Annotated in this window: 16 protein-coding genes; 8 read left to right on the top strand and 8 right to left on the bottom strand. The window is 72.3% G+C overall.

Annotation, left to right across the window (positions count from 1 at the left end; translation table 11 throughout):
• Positions 1-7 precede the first annotated feature (7 nt).
• The 6 genes from mug to ACIBMZ_RS11750 form a co-directional block, all read right to left on the bottom strand.
• Positions 8-565, bottom strand: coding sequence for a G/U mismatch-specific DNA glycosylase (mug, locus tag ACIBMZ_RS11775; protein WP_396692785.1), 558 nt, complete (start codon positions 563-565; stop codon positions 8-10).
• 128 nt (positions 566-693) lie between these two features.
• Complete coding sequence (locus ACIBMZ_RS11770) at positions 694-1,455, bottom strand: SDR family oxidoreductase (RefSeq protein WP_396692784.1); 762 nt, start codon at positions 1,453-1,455, stop codon at positions 694-696.
• Positions 1,456-1,574: 119 nt separating this feature from the next.
• The gene (locus ACIBMZ_RS11765; RefSeq protein WP_396692783.1) at positions 1,575-2,042 is read right to left on the bottom strand and encodes a hypothetical protein; all 468 of its coding nucleotides are present in this window, start codon (positions 2,040-2,042) and stop codon (positions 1,575-1,577) included.
• Positions 2,039-2,854 (bottom strand): DUF692 domain-containing protein, encoded by an 816-nt coding sequence (locus ACIBMZ_RS11760; protein WP_396692781.1) that lies wholly within the window; start codon positions 2,852-2,854, stop codon positions 2,039-2,041. Before ACIBMZ_RS11760 ends, ACIBMZ_RS11765 begins: the two co-directional genes overlap by 4 nt.
• Positions 2,851-3,777, bottom strand: a complete 927-nt coding sequence (locus tag ACIBMZ_RS11755) for a TIGR04222 domain-containing membrane protein (protein WP_396692779.1) — start codon at positions 3,775-3,777, stop codon at positions 2,851-2,853. The genes ACIBMZ_RS11760 and ACIBMZ_RS11755 overlap by 4 nt, the downstream gene beginning before the upstream one ends.
• Before the next feature lie 102 nt (positions 3,778-3,879).
• The gene (locus ACIBMZ_RS11750; RefSeq protein WP_396692777.1) at positions 3,880-4,452 is read right to left on the bottom strand and encodes a TetR/AcrR family transcriptional regulator; all 573 of its coding nucleotides are present in this window, start codon (positions 4,450-4,452) and stop codon (positions 3,880-3,882) included.
• Positions 4,453-4,599: 147 nt separating this feature from the next.
• Here ACIBMZ_RS11750 and ACIBMZ_RS11745 point away from each other — a divergent pair, with 147 nt between their 5' ends.
• Positions 4,600-5,274: an HAD family hydrolase gene (locus ACIBMZ_RS11745; RefSeq protein WP_396692776.1), complete on the top strand. Its 675-nt coding sequence runs from the start codon at positions 4,600-4,602 to the stop codon at positions 5,272-5,274.
• A 158-nt stretch (positions 5,275-5,432) separates the two neighbouring features.
• The gene (locus ACIBMZ_RS11740) at positions 5,433-6,359 is read left to right on the top strand and encodes an RIO1 family regulatory kinase/ATPase (protein ID WP_396692774.1); all 927 of its coding nucleotides are present in this window, start codon (positions 5,433-5,435) and stop codon (positions 6,357-6,359) included.
• An 82-nt stretch (positions 6,360-6,441) separates the two neighbouring features.
• Here ACIBMZ_RS11740 and ACIBMZ_RS11735 read toward each other — a convergent pair whose 3' ends face one another.
• On the bottom strand, positions 6,442-6,690 hold the full coding sequence (locus ACIBMZ_RS11735) for a DUF2630 family protein (protein WP_396692773.1): 249 nt from the start codon (positions 6,688-6,690) through the stop codon (positions 6,442-6,444).
• A 726-nt stretch (positions 6,691-7,416) separates the two neighbouring features.
• Between ACIBMZ_RS11735 and ACIBMZ_RS11730 the strand changes: the two genes are divergently transcribed.
• From ACIBMZ_RS11730 to ACIBMZ_RS11705, 6 genes are all read left to right on the top strand, one after another.
• Positions 7,417-8,319 (top strand): terpene synthase family protein, encoded by a 903-nt coding sequence (locus ACIBMZ_RS11730; RefSeq protein ID WP_396692771.1) that lies wholly within the window; start codon positions 7,417-7,419, stop codon positions 8,317-8,319.
• The gene (locus tag ACIBMZ_RS11725) at positions 8,316-9,935 is read left to right on the top strand and encodes a prenyltransferase/squalene oxidase repeat-containing protein (RefSeq protein WP_396692769.1); all 1,620 of its coding nucleotides are present in this window, start codon (positions 8,316-8,318) and stop codon (positions 9,933-9,935) included. Before ACIBMZ_RS11730 ends, ACIBMZ_RS11725 begins: the two co-directional genes overlap by 4 nt.
• 95 nt (positions 9,936-10,030) lie before the next feature.
• Entirely contained in the window at positions 10,031-12,556 is a 2,526-nt protein-coding gene (locus ACIBMZ_RS11720; RefSeq protein ID WP_396692767.1) for a nitrate- and nitrite sensing domain-containing protein, read from the top strand.
• 47 nt (positions 12,557-12,603) lie between these two features.
• Complete coding sequence (locus ACIBMZ_RS11715; protein WP_396692765.1) at positions 12,604-13,065, top strand: roadblock/LC7 domain-containing protein; 462 nt, start codon at positions 12,604-12,606, stop codon at positions 13,063-13,065.
• A gap of 4 nt (positions 13,066-13,069) precedes the next feature.
• Positions 13,070-13,456, top strand: coding sequence for a DUF742 domain-containing protein (locus ACIBMZ_RS11710; protein ID WP_396692764.1), 387 nt, complete (start codon positions 13,070-13,072; stop codon positions 13,454-13,456).
• On the top strand, positions 13,437-14,042 hold the full coding sequence (locus ACIBMZ_RS11705; RefSeq protein WP_396692762.1) for a GTP-binding protein: 606 nt from the start codon (positions 13,437-13,439) through the stop codon (positions 14,040-14,042). The genes ACIBMZ_RS11710 and ACIBMZ_RS11705 overlap by 20 nt, the downstream gene beginning before the upstream one ends.
• An 80-nt stretch (positions 14,043-14,122) precedes the next feature.
• Here ACIBMZ_RS11705 and ACIBMZ_RS11700 read toward each other — a convergent pair whose 3' ends face one another.
• The gene (locus ACIBMZ_RS11700; protein ID WP_396692760.1) at positions 14,123-16,978 is read right to left on the bottom strand and encodes an aconitate hydratase; all 2,856 of its coding nucleotides are present in this window, start codon (positions 16,976-16,978) and stop codon (positions 14,123-14,125) included.
• Between the last annotated feature and the right edge of the window lie 235 nt (positions 16,979-17,213).

Raw genomic sequence — 17,213 nt, 5'->3', positions numbered from 1 at the left:
CCGCCGTTCACTGCCGGTTCGTCGCCTCGCGGAGTTCGGCGAAGGCGGCACCGAGCGCCTGCGGGGTGTAGTGGGCGTTCAGGCCACTCGGGTTGGGCAGCACCCAGAGACGGGCGCCGGCCAGCGACTCGGGCTGCCGACCGAAGGTGGCCTTCGGGCGGGCGAAACCGATCCGGTACGCGGTCACCCCGACCACCGCCACCCAACGCGGTCGGTACGCGGCCACCTTGCCGGTCAGCTCCCGTGCCCCGTCCACCAGTTCGGCGGCGGACAGTTCGTCGGCGCGGGCGCTGGCCCGGGCCACCACGTTGGTGATGCCCAGCCCGAGCCCCGGCAACTCGTTCTGCTCGCTGGGATGCAGCAGGCGCGGAGTGAACCCGCCCCGGTGCAGTGCCGGCCAGAACCGGTTGCCGGGGCGGGCGAAGTGCCAGCCGGTCGCGGCCGACCACAGCCCGGGGTTGATCCCGACGAACAGTACGTCCAACCCGGGCACGATGACGTCCGGCAGCAGCCGGTCCACCGCCGCCGCCAACTCCTCGCGGGTCGGCCGGTACCCCCGGTCCACGCGACCGGTCCGCGGCGCAGGTCCGGGACCCGGTTCCGCCGCGCGGCGAGTGCGCCGGCTCGGGCCGTCGCCCGGCTGCCCGGCCCCAGGCCGCCCGGTCTCCGGCTGGCCGCTCTCCGGTTGCCTGGTCACAGGCCGCGCAGCGCGCCGCCGTCGACCGGGATGGTGACCCCGGTCAGGTAGCTCGCGGCCGGGGAGAGCACGAACGCGGCCACCCTCCCGAACTCGTCGGGGTCGCCGATGCGGCGCAGCGGGATGCCGGCCTCGGCCTCGGCGCGGGCCCGTTCGGGGTCGCCGCTGGCGGCGAAGAGTTCCCGGTTCCGGTCGGTCATGATCCGTCCCGGCAGCAGCCCGACCACCCGTACGCCCCGAGGGCCGTACTCGTCGGCGACGTCCTTGGCGACCCCGGCCAGACCGGGGCGCAGCCCGTTGGAGATGCCCAGCCCGGTGACCGGGCCCCGCGCCGAGGTGGACAGCACCAGTGCGATGGCGCCTCCGTCGGGCAGCGCCCCGGCCACCGTGCGCACCGTTCGTACGCTGCCCAGGAAGATGGTCTCGAAGGCCGCTCGCCACTGGTCGTCGTCGACCGAGGCGGCGCTGCCGGGAGGCGGCCCGCCCACCGACACCAGGGCGCCGTCGAGTCGGCCGAAGTGCTGGTGCGCGGCCTGCACCAGCCGTTCGGGCGTATCCGGGTCGGTGAGGTCGGCGGTGATGCCGACGGCGTGCTCCGGTCCGCCGAGGGCGGCGGTGGCGGCGGCCACCGTGTCGGCGTGCCGGGCCGAGAGCACCACCCGGGCGCCGTCGGCGACCAGGCACCGTGCCGTGGCGTGACCGAGGCCGCGCGAGGCGCCGGTGAGCACGTACACCCGGTCGGTGAGTCCTAGATCCATGCCACCGATCCTGCCGCAGCCGGTGCACGTCCGGCATCCCCGGGTCCGCGCACCGCCGCTGGCCCGGATGTAAGGAGGGGGCCCTTCCTATACCGCAGGCGTTAGCAGGGTGCCCTTCCTTACGTCCGGAGGAGGCGTACGCGGCCGGCTAGTTGGACCGCGACAGCGCCGTCGACGCGTGCGAGTGCGGGGGATCGGCGGGGGCGTGGTGCCCGCCGGCCGTCGTAGCGCAGGGTGGCCTCCCGCACGGCGAGTTCCTCGGCGCCCAGCGGTGGCAGTTCGGCGCGGTCGCGCAACGCGCGGGCGAGGTCCCAACCGTCGCGCAGGCCGCCACCGGTGGGCCGGTCGGCGGCCCAGGTGAGGAAGGTCGACGGCCAGCGTGCGCCCAGGGCGGCGCTGAGCAGCGGCCAGTGCCGGGCGACCTCACCGGCCCGCTTGCGCAGCAGTGCCGCGCGCGCGGCGGCCAGCGGTGCGGGAGCGAACCCCGGAGGCGGCGGGCCACCGGCCACCAGCGCGGCCACCAGTCGTGCCTGTCGCTCGGCCAGCGTGTCGCCCGGCGTGGGCGGCTCGTCGGCGTCGGCGCTCACGTCACCACCGGGAATCCGCAGGCGGTGGCGATGGCGTCCAGTTCGGCGTGCAGCTCGGCGGCGGGTGGGTAGTGCCCGTCGCGCTCCAGCATGACCGCCGGTGGCCGCTGGCGTGCGCACAACTCGGCGAGCAGGTCGATGACGTCCTGACCGATCGGGTCGGTGTGGGTGTCGTGGTAGAAGCCACCGTGGTCGGCGCCACCGGCGACGTGCACGTACGCGACGCGCTCCAACGGCAGCCGGTCCAGCAGGTCCAGCGGATCGGTGGCCCGGTTACGGGCGTTGGCGTGCACGTTGGCGATGTCGAGTAGCAGCAGCGCGTCGGTGCGGTCCAGGATCTCGGTGAGGAAGTCGGCCTCGTCGAGTTCGTCGTCCGGCCAGTCGAACAGCGCGGCGATCGGCTCCAGCGCGATCGGCACCGGCAGGTCGGCCCGGGCTCGCGCGACGTTGGCGCAGACCACGTCGACCGCCTCGCGGGTGCGGGGCAGCGGCAGCAGGTGCCCGGCCTCCAGCCCACCGGCCCGGACGAAGGCGATGTGTTCGCTGACCAGAGGCGCTGACACCAGTTCGGCGACCGCCGCCAGGTGGCCCACCCGGGCCGGCTCGACCGGTTCGGTGCCGCCGAGGGAGAGTCGTACCCCGTGTGGCACCACCGTCACGCCGCGTCGACGCAGCGCGACCAACCCGTCCGGTGGGTCGGCGGGGGACACCCCCTCGGCGACCACCTCGACGAAACGCAGGCCGGGCAGATCGGCGACGAATCCGGCGATCTCCGGCCGCCAGCCGATGCCCACCCCGTGCGGGCCGGTCATCCGCCGCACCCACCACCGCCGCACCCGCCGCCGCCTCCGCCACCGCCACCGCAGCCGCCGCCGCTGTCGCTCGCGCCCGCAGTGCTGCCACCGCCGCAGGCGGCGGTACCGCTGGTGCCGGTCGCCGCCTGGCGCTGGAGCTCGGCCTGCTGGGCGAAGGTGGGGTCCATGGCCCAGATCGTGGCGCTGCCGTAGAGGGCCACCGCCATCGCGGTGCCGGCAGCACCGTAGGTGGCGTACGACGGATTGCTGCGGGGCGCCAGGTGGTGGTTGCGCATGCGGAGCAACCGCAGCGCCGCGTCGGCGGCCTTGGTCCGTCGGGGCACCAGGGCGAACAGCAGGGTGCTCAGCACGCTCAGTGCGAGGACGACGACGATGAGATACCAGACCGGTCGCCCGTTGGCCACGCCGGCGAAGATGCGCGCGATGCCGACTGCGGACAGCACGGCCATCAGCAGCGGGCCGATCCGCAGGGCCGTCCGCTGTTCCGGGGTGACCAGCAGTCCGTGCCGGTCCAGGTCGTCCCGCAGCTCGGTGAGTGCCCGGCTCACCCACTCGGTCGCGATGACCCGGCGGGCGGGGAGGCGTTGACCGGCGGCGTGGTGGACGGCGCGGTCGAGCGGGGTCGCGCCGGGAGGCAGGGCGGCGTCGGCGGTCAGCCGGTGCTGCTTGTCGACCCCGATCACGCCCTGTCCGCGCAGCGCGCCGATGGCGGTCCAGACCGCCAGGTTCTCGCCGCCGTTGAGGTAGGCGACCTGCTGCGGGCCGAGCTGGTCGGCGGGGGGCGAGGAGCGGCCGGACAGCACCGCCCGGCGGTGGATCAGGGTGCCGACGACGAGGACGAGCGCCGCCGCCAGGTAGAGAAACAGGAAGGTGCGGCTGGGAATGCCCCAGGTGTGGAAGTCCGCCACGGGATCCGTCATGGCCTGCTCCTGTCGCGCGAAGGGGACGCGCACTCATTGTGGAGCGCGGACGCCACCGTGCCGAGGCCGGGACAGCGGGGTTATCGCGCCGTTACCGGCCGTTCAGCGGCGGCGGACGGCTTCCTCGACCAGATCGAGGACGGGACCGAGGTCACCGGCGGGTCGCCCCATGGCCAGGTGCAGGACCAGGCCGTCGTAGGCGAGTTCGAGGAAGCGGGCCAGCACGTCGATGGGTACGTCCTCGCGCAGCACTCCGGCCTCGCGTTGCCGGGCCAGGCGTTCCCGGGTGGCTTCGGCGATCGCCGCCGAACGCTCGGCCCATCGCTTGGCGAAGGCCGGATCGGTCCGTAGCCGTCGGGAGACCTCCAGTTGGCTGCCGAGCCATCCGGTGGTGTCCGGGGAGACCGCGCGGGCCAACAGGTCCCGCATGACCTGGACCAGACCGTTGCGGGCGACGGTCTCCACCATGGTCGCCGCGTCGTCCTCGGCGACGGCCAGGAAGAGCGAGTCCTTGTCGCGGAAGTGGTGGAAGATCGCACCTCGGGACAGTCCGGTCGCCTCCTCGAGCCGCCGCACGGTCGCGCCCTCGTAGCCGTGCCGGGCGAAACAGGCGCGCGCGGCGGTGAGGATCTCGTGTCGACGGGCGTCGAGCTGGTCCTGACTTACTCTGGGCACGTCACGATCGTGTCAGCTCACCCGGGGTAACGCAAACCGTACGTACGGCTTGGAAATCGGGTTCCGGTCAGGGTCGGTGCCGGTACGACATCACCGCGTAACCTCCGGGCCTGTCGGGCGGGTACCGGATTCCCGTAAGGTGCCCGAGTGCCGCTGCTCCTGCTGGATCTGGACAACACCCTGCTCGACCGGGCCGGGCCGTTCCGCACCTGGGCAGAGCGTTTCCTCGACGGCATCGGCGCGCCCGCACACGACATCGAATGGCTGTTGTCGATCGACGCCGACGGGCTGACCGATCGGTGGGACGTCGCGGACGCCATCCGGGACCGGTACCGCCTGCGGATGCCCTCCATCGATCTGGTCGAGGAGTTGCACGACGGCGTCGTCGAGTTCACCCGGCTCGATCCGCTGGTCGCCTGCGCGCTGCGGATCGCCGACGACGCCGGCTGGATGCCCGTGGTGGTCACCAACGGCGCGGTCCGCCAACAGGACACCAAGATCCGACGTACCGGCCTGGACCGGTACGTGGCCGACTGGGTGATCTCCGAGGAGGCCGGGGTCAGCAAGCCCAACCCGCGGATCTTCGCGCTGGCCGCCCAACGGGCCCGGATGCCGCTGCGCGGCGCCTGGGTGATCGGCGACGGTCCGGAGGCCGACATCGGCGGCGCCACCGCGGTCGGTCTGCCCAGCATCTGGTTGCACCGGGGGCGGCCCTGGACGGACGCCCGGTTCGCGCCGACGGTCACCGTCGACACGGTGATCGCCGCCATCGCCGCGATCATGGGCGCTACCGGTGGCGCGGCGGGGCGTACCCGCGCCTGACGTCGAAAACCGGTTGCCGCGGCGCGCCGACGCGACGAGCATGGTCCGCGCATCGTGCTGCCGGGCGTGCGCCCGGTCGAGGAGAGGAGGTCGGTCATGGCCGTTCTCGCAGGTCAATTCCTGCCTCCATCCACCTCGAACAAGGGACGACCAGCGCAGTGCGCGATCACGACTCCTCGGTGCCGCAGCGCCGAGCCCGCGGCAAGCGCCGCTTCGACGACGACGAACCACACTTCCTGAAGCGCGGGCGGCCGTCCGGCCCCGCCCCGACCGATCCGGACGACGAGCCCGACCCGGAGACCGGCGAGGTCTGGTCCTCCTGGGACGACGCGGTGCACGGCCCGCAACCCCATCCCGCATGGCTGGTCACCGAGCTGGCCGCCAAGGACACCGAACTCGGGGTGCTCAAGACCGGCAAGGAGGCCGACGTCCATCTGGTCCGCCGAGCCGTGCCGGAGACCGATCGGGCCTGCCTGCTGGCGGCGAAGCGCTACCGCGATCCCCGACACCGGCTCTTCCATCGCGACGCCGGGTATCTCGAAGGACGGCGGGTGCGTCGTTCCCGGGAGATGCGCGCGATGACCGGGCGGACCGCGTTCGGCCGGCAGATGGTCGCCGGGCAGTGGGCGGCGGCCGAGTTCGCCGCGCTGGCCCGGCTCTGGGAGATCGGCGAACGGTACGGCACGGTCGCCGTGCCGTACCCGGTGCAGTTGCGCGGCACCGAGCTGATGCTGGAGTTCCTCGGCGACCCGGACCAGGGGCGGGCCGCGCCCCGGTTGGCCGAGCTGCGCCCCGAGGCGGGCGAGCTGCGCAGGCTGTGGGAGCAGCTCGTCGACGCGCTGGTGGTGCTGGCCCGCGCCGGCTACGCGCACGGTGACCTGTCGCCGTACAACCTGCTGGTGCACCAGGGGCGGCTGGTCCTGATCGACCTGCCGCAGGTGGTCGACGTGGTGGCGAACCCGCAGGGGCGGGACTTCCTGGCCCGGGACGTACGGGTCGTCGCCACCTGGTTCACCGCCCGGGGCCTGCCTCAGGAGCCGGACGGTCTGACCGATCTGCTGGCCCGCGAGGCCGGTCTGCGCTGACGGACCGGGCGCTGACGTCGGTCGGCCCGGACGACGGGGCTCCGGGTGGCCGTCCCGCCGCCACCCGGAGCCCGGCGGGTGCCTACTGGAGGTACCGCTCGACCTCGGGCACCGGGCGTGCGCCCTGGGCGTCGGGGTCGCCGTGTGCCTGCCGCGCGGCGCGTCGACGGCGGAGCAGGTCCCAGCACTGGTCGAGGGACTCCTCCAGCGCACGCAGCCGGGTACGGGCCTCGTCGTCGGTGCCCGCCTCGTGGGCCTGCGCCTCGGCGCGCAGTCGGTGCTCCTCGTCGACCAGATCGGAGATCCGGCTCAGGATGGTCTTGTCGTCCATGCCCTGAGCCTGGCACAGCGAGACGGGTCGTGCCCGCATTCTCCGGGCGGAGCCCGCCGGTGTGGGCGGCCGGTCGTCGCGCCCGCCGAGCAGGTGTCGTCCGGTCGCCGGATGATCGCGCTCGGCTATTTCGCGAGGTCGGGACCAGCCATGACAAAGATCACCTGGCGGGTCGTCGGCCCACCGGCGTAAGGAGTCGGGCCGCAGGTCCGCCCGGTCGGCTTGTTCGGGGCGGTAGAACCCCACTGAGCAGGGACGATGCCCCGGCGGTCGATGTCGGTCACCGGCCCGCTGCGGACCGGGGCGCCTGCGGCGGTGGGTGACGACGACGTGCCGGAGCGCTCTCTTCTCTGTGGACACCGGGAATTTCCACCATGAACATTCCTCGCCACGCGACTAGTGAGGACTGCTATTGCGATGTCATGCTCATCGCAACCGAGGCATTTCGAAGAGTGACGCCCCTCCACCCCGGGGGCCTGTGCAACTGGGAGCCGACGACGTGAACTGCGCCCGACGCCGGAGAGCGGCATCGATACCCCTGCGACGTGCGTTGCCGAGTCTGCTGCGTCAGGCACTGGTCGGTTCCGGAGAACAGTCTGCGGGTGCGGTGGTCCGGCTCGATCGCGGCGCGCCGCGCCCGTACCTCAGCACGTCTCCCGAGATCGCCGTTCGGCTCCACGCGGGAATCGCCGAGGTGATTCTGCGGCCCGCCCAGGGTGTCGCGGCGTGAGTGCCGAGACCGAGGTGTCGCCGGTCGGCCCGGGCGACCAGATGACCGACTCCGCCGAACAGGGCCGGATCTGCGCCCGCGCCGCCAAGGGGCAGCGTGATCTGACGGCGGTGGCCGCCGCGTACCCCGAGCTGTTCCCGCCCCGGCCCTTCGACGCCACCCTGTTCGGCGACGTGGCGATGGCGATCGCCTTCTGCGCACCCTGGTGTGACCTCGATCGGCTCCGGGCCGCCCACCGGGCGGTGCTGTGGGGCTTCGCGGTGGACCGGCTGATCGACCACGAGGCCCGCTCGCGCGACGAGATCGACCGGCTGGCCGTACGCTGCCTGGCGGTCGTCGACGGCGCGACGCCGCAGGAGGGCGACCAACTCGGTGCCCTTCTCGCCGAGCTGCGCGACGAACTCGCCACCGTGCCCGCCTTCGCCGCACACCGCGAGCGCTGGCGGGAGGAGACCCGCAAGGTACTCGACGCGATGGCCCGGGAGTGGGACTGGCAGCAGTCGCCGGACACGCGGCCCGGCTTCGCGGAGTACCTGGACAACGCCGCCAGCCTGGCCTGCACCGTGGTCAACGTCGTGCACTGGATCCACGGCGACGATCCGGCCACCCTGGCGCACCTGGACGCGCTGCTGGCCGCGAGCGACCAGGTGCAGCGCATCCTGCGCCTGGTCGACGACCTCGGCACGTACGAGCGCGACCTGCGCCGGGGCGACCTGAACGCCCTGCTGCTGGTGTCCCGCGCCGAGGTGGAGAAGCGGATCGCCGTACTGGTCGCCGAGGCCCGGGAGCAGCTCGCGACGCTCCGGGTCGACTGTCCGGTGGCGGTCGACCACCTGGCTCGGCAGATCGGCTTCAGCAGCGGCTTCCACCGGTCCACCGACTTCTGGGGCACGCCGTGACGGCGACCGGCGTGACCGGGCCGGAGACGGCGCAGAGCCTCACCGATGAGGCCGCCGACCTGGTCGCGGACCTCGACCGGGTCCCGGCCGGGCAGGTGAGTGCCTCGGTCTACGAGACGGGTCGCCTGGTCGCCGACGCCCCGTGGCTCGGCGGCCACGGCCGACGGTTGGCGTACCTGCTCGGCCGACAGGGGGCGGACGGCGCCTGGGGCCTGCCCGGCGGGTACGGCCTGGTGCCGACGGCGAGCGCGGTGGAGGCCCTGATCGCGGTGCTGGTCCGGGACGAGCCGGCGGACCGTGTCGGCCCGGCGCGGTCCGACCTGGTGGACGCCGCCACGCGTGGGCTGACCGCGCTGGCCGCACGGCTGGAGACCGGCGCGCCGCTGCCGGACACCCCGGCCGCCGACCTGATCGTGCCGGCGCTGACCGGCCGCATCGACGCGCACCTGACCCGGCTGCGCGACCGGGGCGCCCCGGCGCTGTCCGGCCTGCCTCCGCTACCGCGAATGGATCGGCGACGCCTCGACGCGGTCTCCGCCCTGCTCGCCACCGACCGCCCGATGCCGCGCAAGCTGTGGCACGCCTACGAGGTGCTGGGACCGAACGCCGCGGCCCGCGAGGAGGTCCGCCCGATCGACGGCGCGGTGGGCGCCTCACCCGCCGCCACGGCCGGGTGGCTCAACCACCAGCGGACGCCGGACCGGGCCGCCCGGGCGTACCTGGACGAGGTGGTTGCCCGGCACGACGGCCCGGTGCCGTGTTGCACCCCGATCACCGTCTTCGAGCGGTCCTGGACGCTCGGCACGCTCATCCGGGCGGGCGTACCGGTCCGACCGTCGCCCGCACTGGTGGCCGGGCTGGCCGCCGCGCTCGGACCGGACGGCGCGGCGACCGGGCCGGGGCTGCCGGCCGACGCGGACACCACCTCGGCCACCCTGTACGCCCTGGCCCGACTGGGTCGGCCGGTCGACCCGAGCAGCCTGTTCCGCTACGACCTCGGCAGTCATTTCTGCACCTGGCGCGGGGAGGACGGCGACTCGATCACCACCAACGCCCACGTGCTGGAGGCGCTGGGCTGGCACGCCCGGCACCCTCGGCAGGGAACACACCGGTACGGCGCCCGGGTGGACGCCCTCGGTCGCTGGTTGCGTGAGGTGCAGCAGCCGGACGGCCACTGGACGGACCGGTGGCACGCCTCGCCGTACTACGCCACCTCCTGCGCCGCCCTGGCGCTGGCCGGTCACGCACCGCCGGAGGTCGCCGGGGAGGCCGTCGACCGGGCCGTCGGCTGGGTGCTCGACACCCAGCGTGACGACGGTGGATGGGGACGGTGGTCGACCACCACGGAGGAGACGGCGTACGCCGTGCACGTCCTGCTCGGTGCGGGCGCCCGGCGACCCGGCGCGGTGCAGGCCGCCACCCGGGCGTTGCCGCATCTGCAGGTCGAGGGTGTCGACGACCCTCCATTGTGGCACGACAAGGACCTCTACACCCCGGTCCTGGTGGTACGCGCGGCAGTGCTCGCGGCACGGCGTCTGGCGTTCGAGTCCGGTGTGGCAGGACGTGGCGGTGCGGGCTCCGCGGCCACCCACCAGGGCATGATCACGAGCGCTTGAGTTGCTCCGACGACGCTGTTAGCGTGCGCCGGGGTCGGTGCGTGTGTCGCCCGCCTGACTGACCGATCGACTCGCTCCGGGCCAGGGACGGTGTAATGGGTTCCCGCAGTTCGAATCTGCGTACCAAGATCGTGGCCCTGTTGGCTTCGCTGGTGGCACTCTGGAGCTTCACCGCCTGGGTGACCATCCGCGAGGGCGTCAACCTCGTCGGCGTGCAGGCGCTCGACGCGCGGGTGTTCGACCCCACCGAGCCGCTGCTGTTGCAGTTGCAACTGGAACGCCGGACCTCGCTGGCGTATCTCGGACGCCCCGAGGACCGCGGGCGTGGTGAACTCGTGCAGGTACGCCAGCGCACCGACGAACTGGCCGCCGAGTTCGAGGAGTCGGCCGGGCACTGGCAGGTCGGCCTGCTCGGCAGTGATTCCCTCCAGCAACGGATCGGCGACCTGAACCGGGGGCTCGCCGCGCTGTCGGACACCCGGACCGCCGTCGACAGTCGCAACATCGGTCGCGGCGAGGCCGGCGGGGCGTTCACCCAGGTGATCGAGTCGATCTATCGGGTCTACGACGAACTGGGCAACCTAGACGACGACCAGGTCGCCGAAGACATCACCCAACTGATCCAGCTCAATCGGGCCCGGGAACTGTTGTCCCAGGAGGACGCCCTACTCGCCGGGGTGCTGGCCGCCGGCCGGATCACCTCGAGCGAACGCGCGGAGCTCACCCGGATCGTCGGTGCCCGCCGGTTCGTCGCCGAGCAGGCGGTCGTCCGGCTGCCGGAGGCGGACCAGGCCCGGTACCAGCAGGTGTCCTCCGGGGCGAACTTCCGTCGGCTGGCCGACCTGGAGAACCAGGTGATGCTGGCCGGCAACGGCGCCCGGGTGCCGTTCAGCGCCGAGGCGTGGGGCGACGCCACTGGTCCGGCACTGATCGACATCGGCGACGTGGTGGTCATCGGTGGGGACGACGTGGTCGAACGGGCCACCCCCGTGGCCGTCGGCGTCATCGTCCGGCTGGTGCTCGCCGCCGGCCTCGGCCTGCTCGTCGTCATCGCCTCGGTGGTCGTCTCGGTCACCACCGCCCGCGCCCTGGTACAGCAGTTGCAGCGCCTGCGGGACGCCGCGTTCCAGCTCGCCAACGAGCGACTGCCCAGTGTGGTCGATCGGCTCGGGCGTGGCGAGCAGGTGGACGTGGCCAAGGAGGCGCCGCCGCTGCGCTTCGGCGACGACGAGATCGGCCAGGTGGGCCGGGCGTTCAACGTGGTGCAGGAGACCGCCATCCGGACCGCGGTGGAACAGGCGGAGCTGCGCCGAGCGGTGCGCGACGTCTTCCTCAACCTGGCCCGACGTACCCAGGACCTGGTGCACCGCCAGCTCACCCTGCTGGACTCGCTGGAGCGCCGGGAGCAGGACGCGGAGGAACTGGAGGACCTGTTCCACGTCGACCACCTGGCCACCCGGATGCGGCGTAACGCGGAGAACCTGATCGTGCTCGCCGGCTCCACGCCCGGCCGGGCCTGGCGCCGCAGCGTGCCGATGGTGGACGTGGTCCGTGGCGCGGTCGGTGAGGTCGAGGACTACACCCGTGTCCAGGTGCTCCCGATCAGCGGGGTGTCGCTGGCCGGACGGGCCGTCGGTGACGTCATCCACCTGCTCGCCGAACTGATCGAGAACGGGCTGTCGTTCTCGCCGCCGCACACCATCGTCGAGGTGCGGGGACAGGTGGTCGCCAACGGGTTCGCCATCGAGATCGAGGACCGTGGTCTCGGTATGACCGAGGAGGACCTGGCCGCCGCCAACCAGCGCATCGTGGACCGCTCCGAACCCAACCTCGCCGACGCGTCCCGGTTGGGCCTCTACGTGGTTAGTCGGTTGACCGACCGACACGGGTTGCGGGTACAGCTCAAGGAGTCGCCGTACGGTGGGACGACCGCGGTGGTGCTGGTCCCGAGCGATCTGATCATCGTGGACGGCGCGCAGCCGGCCGTACCGCCGTCGGACTCCGGGGACGAGGCTCCGGCGCTGCCCGCCGGGCCGGGCCCCGGCAGCGAGGAGCGGTCACCCGCAGCGGTGGCGGTGGCGTCGCCCGCCGCGCTGCAGGAGACGGCGGTCGGACCGGCCGTGCAGACCTCGGCCGCCCCCGCCGAGGAGACGACCGGTCTGCCGACCAGGTCCCGTCGTCGGCCCGGCCAGTCCGCACTGGACGGACCGACCATCCCGATCGAGGTGCCGGTAACCTCGGTGCCGGGTGAGGGCCCGGCACGGCCATTGCGCATGCCGGCCGACGCCGTGGCCGCGCCCGGAGCGCCGACCGGCCCGTCCACCTCGGCGGCGGCCCCACCCGAGCCGGGTACGCCGACGGCGCCCGAGCCCGACCTGGGGCGTACCGAGTCGGGTCTGCCGGTGCGGGTACGGCAGGCCAGTCTCGCCCCGGCGCTGCGCGACGAGCCCGGGGCGACCGACGGCGGTGAGGACGTGATCCGCGAACCAGAACAGGTTCGACGCATGATGAGTTCGTACCAGACGGGCACCCGGCGCGGACGCTCCGACGCCGCTAGGTTGCTCGATGGTGGCCGGCGCGCCGAGGACGGGTCCGACGGCGCCGACCAACAGGCGACCTGATCCGTGTCGCTGGCCCGGTTGCCCGGGTCGGCGCCGGTCAGGCCCAGATGAGCACGGCGAAGAGCCGGGGAGAAGAGGACGACGAAGTGGCGCAGAAGACGGCTTCGAGTGCCGACCTGACGTGGTTGCTGGACGACCTCGTCGGCCGGGTCAAGCAGGCCGAACACGCGGTGGCGCTGTCCGCCGACGGTCTGCTGATGGCCTCGTCGCAGGGGCTCAGCCGCGACGACGGCGAGCACCTGGCAGCGATGGCGGCCGGTATCCAGAGCCTGGCCCGCGGTGCGGGCAAGCGGTTCGGTGGCGGACAGGTCCAGCAGACGATCATCGAGATGCAGTCGTCCTTCCTGTTCGTCACAGCCGCCGGCCGTAACGCCTGTCTCGCGGTGCTGGCCACCGAGGACGCCGACGTCGGCCTGATCGCGTACGAGATGGCGATGCTGGTCACCAGGGTCGGCAAGTACGTCGCGTCACCGTCCCGGGCCGTCGAGCAGGCCGGCGGGGAGAAGTAGCCGGATGACGGTGCAGGGAGAGTTCGCGGACCACCAGTGGGTGGACGACCACGCCGGTCCGGTCGTCCGTCCGTACGCGGTGACCGGCGGCCGGGCCCGCCCGGTCACCGGCACGTTCGACCTGATCTCCCTGGTGACGGCGACCCGCACGGACGTCTCCCCGGAACTCGGTCTCGGCCCGGAGCACCTGGCGATCGTCGGCCTCTGTCAGCGGATCCAGTCCGTGGCCGAGATCGCGGCACACCTGGACCTGCCGGTGGGCACCGTGCGGGTCCTGCTCGGCGATCTGGTGGCACGCAGTCTGGTGCAGATCCGGGAGCCGCACACCACCGTCGGCATACCCGACCACAGCATTTTCGAGGCGGTTATCAATGGACTACGGGCACTCTGAGCGGCCGTCGGGTGCGGTCGCCCTGCCCACCGCGATCAAGATCCTGGTCGCCGGCGGCTTCGGGGTCGGCAAGACCACGTTGGTCGGGGCGGTCAGTGAAACGCGCCCGCTGCGCACCGAGGAGGTGCTGACCGAGACCGGGGTCGGCATCGACGACCTCTCCGGCGTCGAGGCGAAGCAGACCACCACGGTGGCGATGGACTTCGGCCGGATCACGGTCAGCGAGGATCTGGTGCTGTACCTGTTCGGTACGCCGGGTCAGGACCGGTTCTGGTTCGTCTGGGACGAGTTGGCGCTCGGTGCCATCGGCGCGGTGGTGCTGGCGGACACCCGCCGGCTCGCCGACTGCTTCCCCTCGATCGACTACTTCGAGGGGCGCGGCACGCCGTTCCTGGTCGCGGTCAACTGCTTCGAGGGGGCGCGCTCGTACCGCCTCGACGAGGTGCAGGCCGCGCTGAACCTCGACCCCGAGGTGCCGGTGCTGCTCTGCGACGCCCGCAACCGGGAGTCGGTCAAGGAGGTGCTGATCACCGTGGTGGAGCACGCGATGAAGATCCGGGAGGCCCGTGCTCGCACCGTCGAGTGACGGCGGGTCCCGCGCTCTCGGCCCGACGAACGGCGGGCGCCCTCCCCGAGCGGGGAGGGCGCCCGTCGGCGTTCGTGGCGTCAGCCGGCGATCATGCGCCGCAGCACGTACTGCAGGATGCCGCCGTGCCGGTAGTAGTCCGCCTCGCCCGGAGTGTCGATCCGCACCACCGCGTCGAACTCCACGCCGCTGTCGGTGCTGACCCGCACGGTACGCGGGGTCGAACCGTCGTTGAGCGCGGTGACGCCGGTGACGGTGAACGTCTCGGTGCCGGTCAGCCCCAGCGAGTCGGCGCTCTCGCCGGTCGGGAACTGCAAGGGCAGCACACCCATGCCGATCAGGTTCGAGCGGTGGATCCGCTCGTACGACTCGGCGATGACCGCCTTGACGCCCAGCAGCATGGTGCCCTTGGCCGCCCAGTCCCGCGACGAGCCCGACCCGTACTCCTTGCCGGCCAGGATGACCAGCGGGATGCCCGCCTCCTGGTAGGCCACCGAGGCGTCGTAGATCGAGGTCTGCTCGCCGGTCAGGTGGTTGACGGTGAAGCCGCCCTCCACCCCGGGGACGAGCTGGTTACGCAGCCGGATGTTGGCGAAGGTGCCCCGGATCATCACCTCGTGGTTGCCCCGACGCGAACCGTACGAGTTGAACTCGTGCCGCGGCACGCCGTGCCCGGCCAGGTACTCGCCGGCGGGGGAGTCGGCCTTGATGGATCCGGCCGGGGAGATGTGGTCGGTGGTCACCGAGTCACCCAGCTTCGCCAGCACCCTGGCGGGACCGATATCGAGAACAGGCGTCGGCAGGCGCCGCATGCCCTCGAAGTACGGGGGCTTGCGCACGTAGGTGGACTCGCCGTCCCAGGCGAAGGTGTCCCCGGTCGGCGTCGGCAGCGACTGCCAGCGCTCGTCACCGGTGAAGACGTCGGCGTACGCGGAGCTGAACCCGCCGGCGCCGATCGCCGAGGCGATGACGTCCTGGATCTCGGCGGTGCTCGGCCAGATGTCGCGCAGGTAGACCGGCTGGCCCGCGCTGTCCTCGCCGATCGGCTCGTTGGCCAGGTCGATGTCCATCGTGCCGGCCAGCGCGTACGCCACCACCAGCGGCGGGGACGCCAGGTAGTTCATCTTGACGTCGGGGTTGATCCGGCCCTCGAAGTTGCGGTTGCCGGAGAGCACCGACACCACGGCGAGGTCGGCCTCGTTCACCGCGGCGGAGACCTCCTCCGGCAGCGGGCCGGAGTTGCCGATGCAGGTGGTGCAGCCGTAGCCGACCAGGTGGAAGCCGAGCTTCTCCAGGTACGGCGTGAGGCCGGCGCGCTCGTAGTAGTCCATGACGACCTTCGAACCCGGCGCGAGGGTGGTCTTCACCCACGGCTTGCGGTTCAGACCCTTGTCCACGGCGTTGCGGGCGAGCAGCGCCGCGCCGATCATCACCTGCGGGTTGGAGGTGTTGGTGCAGGAGGTGATGGCGGCGATCACCACCGCGCCGTGGTCCAACTCGTACTCGCTGCCGTCGGAGCCGGTGACCCGGATCGGGTTGCTGGCCCGCCCGCCGGAGCCGACGGCAGCGGTGACCAGGTCACGCGGGGCGTCGGCCGGGTCGTTGACCTCGTTGGCCGGGGCGTCGCTGGCCGGGAAGGACTCGGCGCTGGCCTCGTCGGCCGGGCCCGCCGTGCCGAACGGCTTGTCCTGCTGCGGCACGCCGGGACGACGGCCAAGGTCGCCACCGGTCTCGTCGGCCGCGACGTAGTCGGTGAGCGCGGCGCGGAACAGCGTCTTGGCGCTGCCCAGCGGCACCCGGTCCTGGGGACGCTTGGGTCCGGCGAGCGAGGGCTCGATGGTGCCCAGGTCGAGTTCCAGGTGCTCGGAGTACTGCGGCTCGGCGGCCGGGTCGTGCCAGAGGCCCTGCTCCTTGGCGTACGCCTCGACCAGCGCGACCTGCTGCGGGTCCCGGCCGGTCAGCTCCAGGTAGCGCACGGTCTCCGCGTCGATCGGGAAGATCGCGACGGTGGAGCCGTACTCCGGGGACATGTTGCCGATGGTGGCCCGGTTGGCCAGCGGCACGGCGCTCACGCCGGGGCCGTAGAACTCGACGAACTTGCCGACCACGCCGTGCTTACGCAGCATCTCGGTGATGGTCAGCACCAGGTCGGTGGCGGTGGTGCCGGCCGGCATCTCGCCGGAGAGCTTGAAGCCCACCACGCGGGGGATCAGCATGCTGACCGGCTGGCCCAGCATGGCCGCCTCGGCCTCGATGCCGCCGACGCCCCAGCCGAGCACGCCCAGGCCGTTGACCATCGTGGTGTGCGAGTCGGTGCCGACGACGGTGTCCGGGTACGCCTGGCCGCCGCGCTCCATGATCGTGCGGGCCAGGTACTCGATGTTGACCTGGTGCACGATGCCGGTGCCGGGCGGCACGACCTTGAACTCGTTGAAGGCGGTCTGGCCCCAGCGCAGGAACTGGTAGCGCTCCTTGTTGCGGGTGTACTCCAGCTCGACGTTGCGCTCGAAGGCGTCCTCACGGCCGAACAGGTCGGCGATGACCGAGTGGTCGATGACCAACTCGGCGGGGGCGAGCGGGTTCACCTTGGTGGGGTCGCCGCCGAGTTCGTGGACGGCCTCACGCATGGTGGCCAGGTCGACCACGCACGGTACGCCGGTGAAGTCCTGCATCAGCACCCGGGCCGGGGTGAACTGGATCTCGACGTTGGGGTCGGCGGTCGGGTCCCAACCGCCGAGCTGGCGGATGTGTTCGGCGGTGATGTTCGCGCCGTCCTCGGTCCGCAGCAGGTTCTCCAGCAGGATCTTCAGGCTGTAGGGGAGCCGTTCGTGGCCCTCCACCTGGCTGATCTTGAAAATCTCGTAGCTCGCGTCTCCGACGCGTAGCTGGGTCTTCGCACCGAAGGTGTCGAGGCTCGCCACGTCGTACTCCTTCACACCAGCGACCGTGAGTAGTCCTGAGCAGTCTGTCGCACCGGCGGGAGGGTCGCCGTGGTTAGGCAACACTTACCGCCGATCCGCGCCGTCAACAAAACCGTACGTCCGTCTTGCTATGAGTGCAAGCCGTCGGTCGCAGAGTGGACGCGGGGGTGCGGGTGTGGGTGTTAGGAGGGGTCCCCTGCTATGCGTGAGGCGTTAGGAGGGGGCCCTTCCTTGCGTGTGTGGGCGGCCG

This window comes from Micromonospora sp. NPDC049900 (genome assembly GCF_044461025.1).
GTDB lineage: Bacteria > Actinomycetota > Actinomycetes > Mycobacteriales > Micromonosporaceae > Micromonospora.
The sequence above is the reverse complement of the archived record's forward strand: the minus strand, read 5'-3'. Positions and strand labels throughout refer to the sequence as shown.